Genomic DNA, 12,207 nt, shown 5'->3' with positions numbered 1-12,207 from the left:
GTGAATGGAAGCGTCATGACCGCTCGCTACGACACCGTTGCGGCCGCCGGCGAAAGCCGCTCCGACCTGCTCGACCTGCCGGCTCTCTGGGCCGCGATCAAGGCGCGCAAGCTATGGATCATCGGGCCGACGCTGGCCGCCCTCGGCCTGTCCTTCGTTGCGGTCAACATGGTCACGCCTCGCTATACCGGCGAGGCCCGGCTGCTGCTCGAGAACCGCGACAGTTTCTACACCCGGCCGGGGCAGGCGGTGTCGGAGACCTCAGGCCAGCAATTCGATGCCGAAGGCGTGCAAAGCCAGGTCCAGGTCATCATGTCGCGCGACCTCGCGCGCGAGGCGATCAAGCGGATCGGCCTGGTCGGCAATTCGGAGTTCGACTCGGGCGCCGGCGCGCTCGGCGCGCTGAAGAAGGTCGGCGTCCTGCTCGGCATCGGCGCGCATCCTGCCGACCGCTCCCCGGAGGAGCGGGTGCTGGAGAAGTATTACGACCGGCTCCTGGTCTATCCGGTCGGGCGCTCGCGCATCGTCTCGATCGAATTCACCTCGCAGGATCCGGCGCTCGCGGCCAAGGCCGCCAACGAGATCGCCGCCGTCTATCTGGAGATGCAGGAGGCGGCCAAGCAGGACACCGCCCGCAGCGCTTCCTCCTGGCTCTCGACCACGATCGAGCCGCTGCGCAAGAAGCTGGCGGAATCGGAGGCCAGGGTCGAGGAGTTCCGTTCCCGCCACGGCCTGCTCGTCGGCGCCAACAACACCACCATCACCGCCCAGCAGCTCGCCGATCTCTCGACGCAGCTCTCCAATGCGCGCAGTCAGCAGGCTGAGGCGCAGGCCAAGGCGTCGATCATCCGCGATGCGATCAAGGCCGGGCGCACCTTCGAAATTCCCGATGTCGCCAACAACGACCTCGTCCGCAGGCTGATCGAACAGCGCGTCAATCTGCGGGCGCAGCTCGCGCTCGAGTCGCGCAACCTCCTCTCGGAGCACCCGCGCATCAAGGAGCTGAACGCTCAGCTCGCCGATCTCGAAAGCCAGATCCGCGCCGCCGCCGAGCGCGCCGTGCGCACGCTGGAGAACGAGGCCAAGATCGCCGGCCAGCGCGTCGAGAGCGTCACCGCCGCACTCGACGGCCAGAAGAAGACCGCCTCCGGCGCCAATGACGACGAGGTCCAGCTGCGTGCGCTCGAGCGCGAGGCACGCACCCAGCGCGAGCAGCTCGAGCAATACATGCTGCGCTATCGCGAGGCGCTCGCCCGCGACGCCCAGAATGCCGCGCCCGCCGATGCGCGGATCATCTCGCGCGCCATCGAGCCGACCACGCCCTCCTTCCCGAAGAAGCTGCCGACGATACTCGTCGCGACGCTGGCGACCTTCCTGGTCGCGCTGGCGGCCGTGGTCTCGCGCGAGCTCCTCAACGGCGGCTCGCCGGCACCGGCCGATGACAGGCCGCTGCGCAAGGCGCGGGGCCGGGTCGAGCCCGCCGTCGGCCAGCCCGAGGCCGAAGAGGACGACGCCGAGACCGCTGCGCCGCCGCCGCGCCGCCGCGAGCGCATTGCCGGCCTGCTGACGCATGGCGGGCGGATCGGCCAGCTCCATCTCGACCTGTCCGATGCCGAGGCCGGTCTCTCTGACCTCACCGCTTGCGTCAACAAGGCGAGCGAGGGCCATGCGCCTCTCGTCCTGGTGCTCGACGGCGCTGAGCCGGACGACGCTTCTCCGCGCGCTTTGGCCCAGCTCCTCTCCGAGCGCAGCCGCTGCATCCTGGTCGATCTCGCCAGCGACAGCCGCGACCGGGTCGGTTTCTCCGAATTGCTCGCCGGCGAGGCGATGTTCTCCGACATCATCACCCGCGAGGAGGATTCGCGTCTGCATGAGATCGCGCCCGGCCGGGCCGGGCGTGCGGCGGTGCTGGCGGCCCCCGACATCGTCGATGTCGCGCTCGACGCGCTCTGCGAAACCTATGACTGGGTGCTGGTCGCGACCGCATCGACCGACGAGGCGCAAGTGCTCTCGCCGCTGCTGGCGCGTGCCCAGGGCGCGCTGGTGATGGCCGGCCACGCCGGCAATGGCCACGCGGTCGAGGCCGCCTACCGGCTGACCGACCTGACCGGCGCCCCGATCGCGCTCGTCATGCTCGACGCGCCGGAGAAGATCGACCTGGTCTCGCAGGACAAGGACCCGGTGCCGGCCTGAGCACCGGACCGAAAAGTGGAAACCACGTCACGGATATCCGGCGCTCTGGCAAAGCGGTAGCTGGCCTACCAGAGGTTCTTGCCGTCGATCACCGTGACCGGGACGGCGGCCAGATCGAAATCGTCGAGCACACGCGCATTCACGGCGACCTTCGGATTGTCGAAATCGGGCTCTGCGCTCGACCAGTCCGGTGTTTCCGTGAAGGTGGTGCAGCCGCAGCTGCCGCAGAAATGGTGCGCCACCATCCGGCTCTGCCAGCGATAGGTCGAAAGGCTTTCACGCGGCGTCAGCAATCGGAACTGTGCCGGCTTGTGATAGCTCCACAGCGCGCCGCGCTTGGAGCAGATCGAGCAAGTACAGGCGGTGACCTCCGTCACCGGTTCCAGCACCTCGAACTTCGTCGCGCCGCAATGGCAGCTGCCGCTGATGGTCGTCATCTCGCCCGCTCCGTTAGGATGTCGCGGGGCCATCAAATCCGACCGCCTGTCAGGATTATGTCAGGAGCGGCCTACTCGTCCGACTCCGCCGGCTTGCGTCGCCGCAGCAAGCCGAGGACGCGTTGCGCCATCTTCAGCGCGAGAGGCGAGGATTTGATCCGCCGCTTCAGCGCCCGCTTGGCCTGGCTGTAGCCGGCATAGGCGCGTCCCTTCGCCGTCAGCGGGAAGAAGGTGTCGACGAGCTCGTCGCTGTCGTCGCAGATCGTCGTCTTGTAGCGGGCCTCGCCGACGCCGAGGTCGAACATGGTGAGGCCGGCCTGGCATTTGCGCTTGATCAGCTCGACCAGCAGGATCTCGCCGGGGCTGGTGCGTGCCGCCTCGGAGCCGAGGTCGAAGGAGGTTGCCATGCCGGAGAAGCGCGCGCCCTGCACGGCACCGACATAGGTCGCGACCGAGCGGCCATCGAGGTCGAGCGAGTAAAGCTCGATCGCCGGCGGCCGGCCCGGCCGAGCGATCGTCCCCTCGCGCAGGAAGGCGCGGATCGCAGGGGCTGCGAACGGGTCCGGCACGCCCATCTGCGCGAATCGTGCGGCCTTCTGCGCCAGGAAGGCATCGAGCACGCGCTCGATCTCGGCGTCGCTGCGTGCCTGGACCAGTTCCGACGGGCCGAACTCGGCGAAGCGGTTGCGCTTGGTCGTCAGCTTCTTGCGGGCATGCTTGCTCATCGAGCGCCGGAGCGTGCCCTCGCAGTCGCCGGGCTCCAGAGCGAGCTTGTAGGCGCGGCTTGGGCTCTGCCCGGCGGCGAGTCGCGCCGGCGGATTGGCGATGCCCTGCCAGTCTGTCGGCTGGTTGATCAGGAACAGCGCGTCGATGCCGCCGATCGCCGCGCCGATCTCCCGCAGCAGCATTTGCGTCGCCGCGGCATCGAGTGCCTCGGCGAAATCCGGCCGGTAGAGCGCCATGTGATAATTGGCATGCTTGCCGCCGATGAACTCGGCGAAGCGCGTGCCGAAGCGCTGCGTGATCACCAGCGGGAACAGCGCGAGCAGCCCGCCCTGGTCATTCTCCACCCGGACGAAGTGGAACGCCATGCCCTCGGCCCGCCCGATCGTCTCGGTGTAGGGCCTGACCCAGTCATAGGCCTGGTAAGGGGTCACCAGCGCGTCCGCTTCCAGCGCGCGCCAATCGGCTTCAAGAGCGGCGAGGTCGCTGCCGGCCCGAACCCTGGCCCAGGCACGCGCCTCCGCGTCCTGCCGCGAGGCAGGGGCGACGGGCATGCTTGCTGCGCGGTCGGCGACGGCGGACATGCCCGTTCCTTAACCCGGCATTGTGAACGGACCTGCCACTGTCGCGGACGTTGCATGACGCCATCGCGAAACAGCGTTAGCGAAGGGTTGAATCGATCTCTCGGAGACGCTGGGCATGAGCCTGCGCCACAAGGCTTTTTCAGCCGCCTTCGCGGCCATCGCGACGACGGGCGCCGATCGCTGGGGCAGGGGGCTCGCCCAGGGCAAGGGCGCGATCCTGACGCTGCACCATGTCCGCCCTGCGCCGGCCGCCGCCGGCTTTCGCCCGAACGGTTTGCTCGAGATCACGCCTGATTTCCTCGATCGGGTGCTGACCCTGATCCGGGCCGAGGGCTACGACATCGTCTCGCTCGACGAGGCGCTGGCGCGGCTGGCCGATCCCAAGCCCGGCCGCTTCTTCGTCGCGCTGACCTTCGACGACGGCTATCGCGACAATCTCGACCATGCCTGGCCGGTGCTGGCGAAACATAGCGTGCCGTGGACGCTCTATGTCGTGCGCGGCTTTGCCGAGCGAACGGCGCGGCTCTGGTGGCTGGAGCTGGAGGAGGCGATCCGGGCGCTGCCGCGCATCGCGCTCGATCTGCCTGATGGCCGCTTCGCGGCTCCGGCCGGAACAGACGCCGAGAAGTTGGCGGCGTTCGACCGGCTCTACTGGCGTCTGCGCAAAGGCCCGGAAGCGATTCTGCTCTCGGCGATTTCCGATCTCGGTCGGCAGGCCGGCATCGACCCTGTCGCACTGGTCGAGCGCGAATGCCTGCCGACCGAGACGCTGCGCTCGCTCGCCGGCGCGCCCGGCGTCACCATCGGGGCGCATACGCTCAACCACCCGATTCTGGCCAAGCACTCGGAGGAGGTCGCGCGTCGCGAGATCGTCGAGAGCAAGGCCTGGCTGGAGGACGTGCTGGAGGCGCCCATCCGCCACTTCGCCTATCCGGTCGGCGATCCCGGTTCGGCCGGGCCGCGCGAATTCGCGCTGGCGAAGGAGGCAGGCTTCGCCAGCGCCGTGACGACGCGGCCGGGGCATCTCTTTGCCGAGCATGCCGCGCATCTGCACGCGCTGCCGCGCATCTCGCTCAACGGCCTGCATCAGAGTGAGGCGGCGTTGAGGGCGCTGCTGTCAGGGCTGCCGTTCCTTGTGTGGAATCGGGGGCGGAAGGTGAGCGTCGGCTAGCGCGAGGAAGCCTCTCCTGGATGGATTCCTCGACGAGTTGAGGAAGGGCGCGCGAACCCCTCGCCCTTGTGGGGAGGGGCAGGGGTGGGGGGCGCAAAGTCGGAGCGAATTCGCCGGAAATCGGGCTGATCCGCTTCTACAAGCCATCGCTCGCCCGGTCGTTCGCCCCCCATCCCCATACCCTTCCCCACAAGGGGGAAGGGAGGAGGCGATGCGACCAGCGTTTCGCAGAGAGGCCCATCCGGGAGGAGGAGGAGAGCGTCGCGCCTGCCGGAGCCTCCTCGCTACCCGTCCTTCCGCTCCATCCACTTGATCAGCGGCAGCAGCGGCAGCACCCAGACCAGTCCGAGCAGGATATAGGCGATGGTCTGCACCGGCTTCGAAGCCTCGGTGATCCGCCCCTGGGCCAGCGCCATGGCGACGAGCGCGTAGACGCAGACGAAGACGATCATCACGACCGTGCCGATGAGCTTGCGATGGGTCTGCCTCATGGCGATTGTCAGTCCGGGCTGCGGCATTGCGGGCGTTGTTCAGGTCTTGCGGGCGGACTATCTGTCACCCGCCGCCGCGCTTGTGAAGCGCAATCAACTCCGCCGCCTGCGACCCGAGGTCCCCCCGCCGTGACGATCGCGCTCGATCAGCCTGCCGTTCCGGCCGCCACCGGCCATGCCGGCATCCGCCGCTGGCTCTGGGCCGTCGCCTTCCTCGTCTTCGTCATGGTGGTGGTCGGCGGGGCGACGCGGTTGACCGGCTCCGGCCTCTCGATCACCGAATGGCGCCCGGTCACCGGCGCGATCCCGCCGCTCTCCGATGCCGCCTGGGCGCTCGAATTCGAGAAATATCGCCTGAGCCCGCAGTTCCAACTCCTCAACTCCGGCATGCAGCTCGCCGACTTCAAGTTCATCTACTGGTGGGAATGGGGCCATCGCCAGCTCGGCCGCTTCATCGGCCTGCTCTACCTTGCCGGCTTCCTCGTCGTGCTACTGCGGCGCTCGATGCCCTGGCGCGAAACCGCGATCCTGTTCGGCATGGGCCTGCTGCTCGGCCTGCAGGGCACGATCGGCTGGATCATGGTCGCCTCGGGCTTGCAGCCCGGCATGATCGCGGTCGCGCCGGTCAAGCTGACGCTGCATTTGATCTTCGCCGGCTTCTTCTTCGCCAGCATCATCGCCTTCGCTACCTGGCTCACTCCGCTGCGTCGCATCGAGCCGGCCTGGGGCAGGCGTGCCGCCTGGTTCCTGCTCTTTTTGCTCTTCGTTCAGATCGCGCTCGGCGGGCTCGTCGCCGGCTCCAAGGCCGGCTTCACCTTCAACACCTGGCCGCTGATGGACGGGGCGCTGGTTCCGCCGGCTTCGACACTGTTCGCCGGCACGCCTTTCTGGGAGAACTTCGTCGACAATGTCGCGCTGGTGCAGTTCAACCACCGCATCGGCGCCTACATCCTCCTCGCCTTCGCGCTCTGGCATATGCTGAGTTTGCGCCGCGCCGCGCCGGGCTCAGGCGGCGCCAAGCGCGCCACTGCCATTGCTGGTCTGGTGTTGGCGCAGTCTGCGCTCGGCATCGTGACGCTGCTGCTGGTGGTGCCGCTCTGGGCCGGGCTCGCCCATCAGGCGCTCGGCTTCACCGTGCTGGCGATGGGCGTGGTGCACGTGACGCGCCTCTCGGCAGGCACGCAGCTTGCTTGACGTCTCGGGCCGTCCGCAGGCGGTTTCGAGCTGAGGCCTATCGATGAGCAGGATCGTGGTGTTCTCGGGTGGCGACGTCGGGCCATGGCGTGTGCGTGATATCCGCGCGATCCGCGGCGAGCCGTTGCCGGAGGTCAGGCGGCTGCTCATGACCGAGGGCGAGCCTTCGGGGGCCGCGACCTGGCGCTTGCGGGGCGCGATCAGCAACGCCCGCTATGCGACACGCTCGGAGGTGACGACGCTCGCGCAACTCCAACCGGCTCTGGCGCGGCCGTTGGCCAGTCAGGCGGTCCTGATCCCGATCCGCAAATCGCCGGCCTGGTGGGTCCTCGCGCAGGATGAGCGGCGCGCCATCTTCGAGGAAACCTCGCATCACACCCGGATCGGCCTCACGGCGCTGCCGGCGGTGGCCCGCCGCCTGCACCATTCGCGCGATCTCGACGAGCGCTTCGACTTCCTGACATGGTTCGAGTTCGCGCCGGAGCACGAGGCCGACTTCTGGGCGATGACCGCGCGGCTGCGGGCCACGCGTGAATGGGACTATGTCGAGGCTGAGGTCGAACTGCGTCTGGCGCTGGAGGCCTGACGCATTCGCCCGTCACGCCAGCGCCTGATCGAGGTCCGCGATCAGGTCCTCGACATCCTCGATGCCGATCGACAGGCGCACCACTTCCGGGCCGGCGCCCGACGCGGTCTTCTGCGCGTCCGAAAGCTGGCGGTGGGTGGTCGAGGCCGGATGGATCACCAGCGAGCGCGTATCACCGATATTGGCGAGGTGCGAGAACAGCGACAGCTTCGAGACCAGCTGGACGCCGGCGTCGTAGCCGCCCTTGAGGCCGAAGGTGAAGACCGCGCCGGCGCCCTTGGGGCAGTAGCGCTGGGCGAGGGCGTGGTACTTGTTGTCCGGCAGGCCGGCATAGTTCACCCATTCGACCGCCGGGTGCTTGGACAGATGCGTCGCCACCTTGATCGTGTTCTCGCAATGGCGCTGCATGCGCAGCGGCAGCGTCTCGATGCCGGTCAGGATCATGAAGGCGTTGAAGGGCGAGAGCGCCGGGCCCATGTCGCGCAGGCCGAGCACGCGGGTCGCGATCGCGAAGGCGAAATTGCCGAAGGTCTCGCCAAGCACCATGCCGTTATATTCCGGCCGTGGCTTGGAGAGCATCGGGTAGCGCTCGTCGCCGGTCCAGTTGAACGAGCCGCCATCGACGATCAGGCCGCCGATCGAGTTGCCATGGCCGCCCAGGAACTTGGTCGCCGAATGCACGACGATGTCGGCGCCGTGCTCGAACGGGCGGATCAGATAGGGGCTCGCCATCGTGTTGTCGACGATCAGCGGGATGTTGTGCTTCTTCGCGATCTTCGAGATGCCCTCGATGTCGACGATGACGCCGCCGGGATTGGCGATCGACTCGATGAAGATCGCCTTGGTCTTCGGCGTCACAGCCGCGGCGAAGGCCTCCAGATCGTCGGAATCGGCCCAGATCACGTTCCAGCCGAAGTTCTTGTAGGAATGGTTGAACTGGTTGATCGAGCCGCCATAGAGCTTCTTGGCGGCGACGAACTCGTCGCCCGGCTGCATGAGCGCATGGAAGCACAGGAACTCGGCCGCGTGGCCCGAGGCTACCGCCAGAGCGGCCGTGCCGCCCTCCAGCGCCGCGACGCGCTCTTCCAGCACCGCATTGGTCGGGTTGCCGATGCGGGTATAGATGTTGCCGAAGGCCTGCAGCCCGAACAGCGATGCGGCGTGGTCGACATCGTCGAAGACGAAGGAGGTCGTCTGGTAGATCGGCGTGGCGCGCGCGCCGGTGGCGGCGTCGGGAGCAGCGCCCGCATGGACGGCGAGCGTATGGAAACCCGGTGCGCGGTCTGACATGGCGTGCTCCCTGACAATTCTGATCGTGAAACGGTCTTGTTCGGTTTAACGAACGCTCTGCGAAGCGTCAATTCAGCGGCGCGGCGCCAGCTCCGGCCCGACATGCTCTGGCCGCACCCCCATGCCGACCATGCGGGCCGGCAACCGTCGCAGCAGCGGGAAGCGCTGCAGCAGCCTGAGCGGCCAGGGTGGTACGATCGGCTTGTCCGCTGCGAGCAGCGGCGTGATCACCCGGTTCTGGATCGCGATCTGGGCGGCCTGCGTGAGCTTGGCGGGCCATTCGCGCCGCTTCTGGATGGCGGCGAGATCGGCATCAGCCAGTGTCTTCTCGCGCAGTGGCTTGGCCAGGAGATTGGCGGCCGCGACGGCGTCCTGGATCGCCAGGTTGATGCCGACGCCGCCGATCGGCGACATCGCGTGCGCGGCATCGCCGATGCAGATCAGCCCCGGCCGCCACCAGCGCTCCAGCCGGTCGACCGCGACCGAGAGCAGCTTGATGTCGTCCCATGAGGCCAGTTCGCCGGTCCGATCGGTCAGTTCCGGCGCGAGCGCGAGCAGCCCGGCCTTGAAGGCGTCGAGCCCGGCGACCTGCAGGCGCTCCAGCGAGCCCTTCGGGATGACGAAGGCGCATTGCCAGTAGTCGCCGCGGTTGAGCCGGATGAAGAAGCGCCCCGCCGCGACCTGCCCGAAGGCCTGCGCCGGCTCGTCCGTTCGGCGGCTCAGCCGGAACCACAGCACATCCATCGGTGCGCCGAGCTCGGTAGGGCTTAAACCCGCGGCGGTGCGGAGATCGGAGCGCCGGCCGTCCGCCGCGACGACGAGGTCGGCGCGGATTTCCAGCGCGCCGTCGGGCCCCTCCGCGTTCAGGCCTGCGACACGTCCGTTCTCTTCGATGAGCTCGGTGGCCTTGGTCTGCATCAGTAGCCGAAAAGTCGGATAGGCCCGGCCGTGATCGGCGAGGAAATCGAGGAAGTCCCATTGCGGCATGAAGGCGATGAAGGGCGCCTTGACCGGCAGATGGCTGAAATCGGCGACGGTGATGTCCTCAGCTCCGAAGCGGGCGACGAGGTCGTCCTCCCGGACATGCGGCAGCCTCAGGAATTCGTCGAGCAGGCCGAGCTCGTGCATCACCTGCATGGTCGAGGGGTGGATGGTGTCGCCGCGAAAGTCGCGCAGGAAGTCGGCGTGCTTCTCCAGCACGGTCACCTCGACGCCGGCGCGCGCCAGCAGGAAACCGAGCATCATCCCGGCCGGGCCGCCGCCGGCGATGCAGCAGGTCGTGTTCTCCTGGCGCATGCCTGCCTCCGCCTATTCGGTCAGCTTGATCCCGGTCTTCGCCACCAGCTCGGTCAGGATCGCGCGGTCGCGGGTCATGAAGGCGCCGGTCTCCTGCGGGCTCCATGGGACGGGCTCGATCACCAGCTCGCGATAGCGGGCGACGAGCTCGGCATCGGCGATCGCCGCGTTGATCGCGGTGCTGAGGACGAGCAGCCTATCCGGTGCGATGCCGGCCGGCGCGACGATCGAGGCCCAGCCGGGATAGACGAGGTCGACGCCCTGTTCCCTGAGCGTCGGCAGCTCGGGCAATTGTGGCTGGCGCGCATCGGTGGTGACGGCGAGTGCCTTCACCTTGCCGCCCTGGATATTGCCGAGGCTGGCCGCGAGGCTATCGATCATGACATGGACCTGGCCCGACATCAGGTCCGCCGCGGCGAGCCCGGCGCCGCGATAGGGCACATGCGCCAGCCTGATCCCGGCCGCCTGCATGATCATCTCGAAGGCGAGGTGGTTGGTGCCGCCGATCCCGGCCGAGGCGAAATTGAGCTGGCCGGGGCGCTGCTTGGCGTAAGCGAGGAATTCGGCGAGCGAGGAGACCGGCAGGGTTGGTGACGCGTTCAGCACCAGCGGGAACAGGCCGAGCATGCCGACCGGCACGAAGTCATGCTCGACGTCATAGGGCAGCTTCTGCCCGAGCGCCGGGGCGGCGGCGAAGCTGGCCGCGGTCGCGACGAGGAGCGTATGGCCGTCGGCCGGTGCCTTGACCACGGCCTGTCCGGCGACGATGCCGTTGGCGCCCGGCCGGTTGTCGATGATCACGGATTGGCCGAGCTGCCGCGCCAGGGTCTCGCTGAGCCGGCGCGCCGCGATGTCGGTACCGCCCGCCGGCGCAAAGGGCACGACGAGCTGGATCGGCCGCTCGGGAAAGGCAGCGCGGGCGCTCCTCGTGCGGAGCGCGCTCGCAAGTCCGGCGAGAAGGACGGTGCGGCGATCGAGAGTAGGCATCGGCCTTCTCCAGCAGAAAGCGGGAGCGGCGAGATTAGCGATCGTCCGGCTGGGTGGAAGGGGCCTTACGTCCCCGGCCGGTTGATCGTCAGCTTCTGGAAGCCCTTGCCGGCGAGCACCGGCTTCTTCGCCGAGAGGATGCGCGAATTGATGCCCTGCCAGCCGATCTCGCCGGAGAGCCGGCCATATTCGATCTTCGGGCAGCGGTTCATGATCACGGTGACGCCCTTGGCCTCGGCTTTGGCGGCAGCCTCGTCATTGCGCACCGAGAGCTGCATCCAGATCACCTTGGGCAGCGGGTCCAGGCTCAGAGCCTCGTCGGTGATCGGCCCCGCCGCTTCCGAGTTACGGAATATCTCGACCATGTCGACCGGGCCGGGGATGTCCTTGAGCGAGCCATAGACGGTCTTGCCCAGCAGCGTCTGCCCCGCGAGGCCGGGATTGACCGGCATCACGTCATAGCCGCGATCGAGCAAATATTTGGTTACGATCCAGCTCGGGCGCGCCTCGTTGGCGGAGGCGCCGACCAGCGCCACGGTCTTCACCTCGCGCAGGATGCGGCGAATGAGCGCATCGTCGTAAGCGTCATGATTCACGGAGCCAAAATCCCAGCGAATTGAACCTGTTGCCCAGCGTTCCTGAATCGACGGCGAAGGCGCGCCGACGCCTGGAACATAGCGTCGGCAAGCGCATTCCCCATCTTGGAGAGGGGAGAGCAAATCCCGCTCTTCATCAGCGAGGAGGGTCTGCCATGTGCGACTACAGTCTGCACCATGTGATGTCGACTCCTGCCAAAGTCGGCGATGTCCTCAAATCCACCAGCTTCATCGGATCGAGCACCAGGGGCTTTTGCGCCGCCGGCGAGCCGAACGTCGCGGTCTGCGTGCTGCCCGGCACCGAGCTGGCCTTCGCCTCCGAGATCGAATGCGACAGGGCGATCGGCTTCCTGCCGCATCGCCGCCTCGGGGCGACGGTGGCGCGCTTCCGCCAGGTCGATCTCGACAAGCCCTATGCCCACCATGATGCGATCGAACTGCCCAATGGCCAGATCGTGCTGCTGACCAACCTTTCGGAAGGCCAGATGGCGACCGTGCTACAATTGCCGGCGGATGAGCATGCACAGCGCACGGCGCCCGCCGAAGTCGAACCGGCCCGGACGCAGAACGAACCGATCCCGCTCTTCGGCATCTGAGCATGCGGCCATAGGCGCATAGGCGTCCATTCTCGATGGCGGGCTTGTCGCGGGGCGAGCCCG

At 67.8% G+C, this 12,207-nt stretch carries 12 protein-coding genes; 5 read left to right on the top strand and 7 right to left on the bottom strand.

What is annotated here, in order from left to right:
• The first annotated feature begins 15 nt into the window (after positions 1-15).
• The gene (locus BMZ69_RS16855) at positions 16-2,193 is read left to right on the top strand and encodes a GumC family protein (protein WP_175506838.1); all 2,178 of its coding nucleotides are present in this window, start codon (positions 16-18) and stop codon (positions 2,191-2,193) included.
• Positions 2,194-2,258: 65 nt separating this feature from the next.
• Here the strand turns inward: BMZ69_RS16855 and BMZ69_RS16850 are convergent, their stop codons facing one another.
• The gene (locus BMZ69_RS16850) at positions 2,259-2,630 is read right to left on the bottom strand and encodes a GFA family protein (protein WP_092158621.1); all 372 of its coding nucleotides are present in this window, start codon (positions 2,628-2,630) and stop codon (positions 2,259-2,261) included.
• A 71-nt stretch (positions 2,631-2,701) separates the two neighbouring features.
• Positions 2,702-3,937, bottom strand: coding sequence for a GNAT family N-acetyltransferase (locus tag BMZ69_RS16845; protein WP_092158619.1), 1,236 nt, complete (start codon positions 3,935-3,937; stop codon positions 2,702-2,704).
• 115 nt (positions 3,938-4,052) lie between these two features.
• Here BMZ69_RS16845 and BMZ69_RS16840 point away from each other — a divergent pair, with 115 nt between their 5' ends.
• Entirely contained in the window at positions 4,053-5,108 is a 1,056-nt protein-coding gene (locus tag BMZ69_RS16840) for a polysaccharide deacetylase family protein (RefSeq protein WP_092158617.1), read from the top strand.
• 284 nt (positions 5,109-5,392) lie between these two features.
• Here BMZ69_RS16840 and BMZ69_RS16835 read toward each other — a convergent pair whose 3' ends face one another.
• Positions 5,393-5,599, bottom strand: coding sequence for a DUF2842 domain-containing protein (locus BMZ69_RS16835; protein ID WP_092158616.1), 207 nt, complete (start codon positions 5,597-5,599; stop codon positions 5,393-5,395).
• A 129-nt stretch (positions 5,600-5,728) separates the two neighbouring features.
• Between BMZ69_RS16835 and BMZ69_RS16830 the strand changes: the two genes are divergently transcribed.
• Positions 5,729-6,793: a COX15/CtaA family protein gene (locus BMZ69_RS16830; RefSeq protein WP_244543410.1), complete on the top strand. Its 1,065-nt coding sequence runs from the start codon at positions 5,729-5,731 to the stop codon at positions 6,791-6,793.
• 43 nt (positions 6,794-6,836) lie between these two features.
• Positions 6,837-7,379 carry a chlorite dismutase family protein gene (locus tag BMZ69_RS16825; protein WP_092158614.1) on the top strand — a complete coding sequence of 181 codons (543 nt, stop codon included), beginning with the start codon at positions 6,837-6,839 and terminating at the stop codon, positions 7,377-7,379.
• Positions 7,380-7,391: 12 nt separating this feature from the next.
• Here BMZ69_RS16825 and BMZ69_RS16820 read toward each other — a convergent pair whose 3' ends face one another.
• From BMZ69_RS16820 to BMZ69_RS16805, 4 genes are all read right to left on the bottom strand, one after another.
• On the bottom strand, positions 7,392-8,669 hold the full coding sequence (locus BMZ69_RS16820) for an O-acetylhomoserine aminocarboxypropyltransferase (RefSeq protein ID WP_092158613.1): 1,278 nt from the start codon (positions 8,667-8,669) through the stop codon (positions 7,392-7,394).
• A 72-nt stretch (positions 8,670-8,741) separates the two neighbouring features.
• Positions 8,742-9,965 carry an FAD-dependent oxidoreductase gene (locus BMZ69_RS16815; RefSeq protein WP_092158612.1) on the bottom strand — a complete coding sequence of 408 codons (1,224 nt, stop codon included), beginning with the start codon at positions 9,963-9,965 and terminating at the stop codon, positions 8,742-8,744.
• A 12-nt stretch (positions 9,966-9,977) separates the two neighbouring features.
• Positions 9,978-10,952 carry a Bug family tripartite tricarboxylate transporter substrate binding protein gene (locus tag BMZ69_RS16810; protein WP_092158611.1) on the bottom strand — a complete coding sequence of 325 codons (975 nt, stop codon included), beginning with the start codon at positions 10,950-10,952 and terminating at the stop codon, positions 9,978-9,980.
• Positions 10,953-11,017: 65 nt separating this feature from the next.
• Positions 11,018-11,548: a CoA-binding protein gene (locus BMZ69_RS16805; protein WP_092158610.1), complete on the bottom strand. Its 531-nt coding sequence runs from the start codon at positions 11,546-11,548 to the stop codon at positions 11,018-11,020.
• Between the two features lie 155 nt (positions 11,549-11,703).
• Here BMZ69_RS16805 and BMZ69_RS16800 point away from each other — a divergent pair, with 155 nt between their 5' ends.
• Entirely contained in the window at positions 11,704-12,144 is a 441-nt protein-coding gene (locus BMZ69_RS16800) for a hypothetical protein (RefSeq protein ID WP_092158609.1), read from the top strand.
• Positions 12,145-12,207 lie beyond the last annotated feature (63 nt).

The sequence above is a fragment of the Allobosea sp. CRIB-10 genome, assembly GCF_900112185.1.
Lineage (GTDB): Bacteria > Pseudomonadota > Alphaproteobacteria > Rhizobiales > Beijerinckiaceae > Allobosea.
Note: the sequence above shows the minus strand (reverse complement) of the source record. Positions and strands in the feature narration are given on the sequence as shown.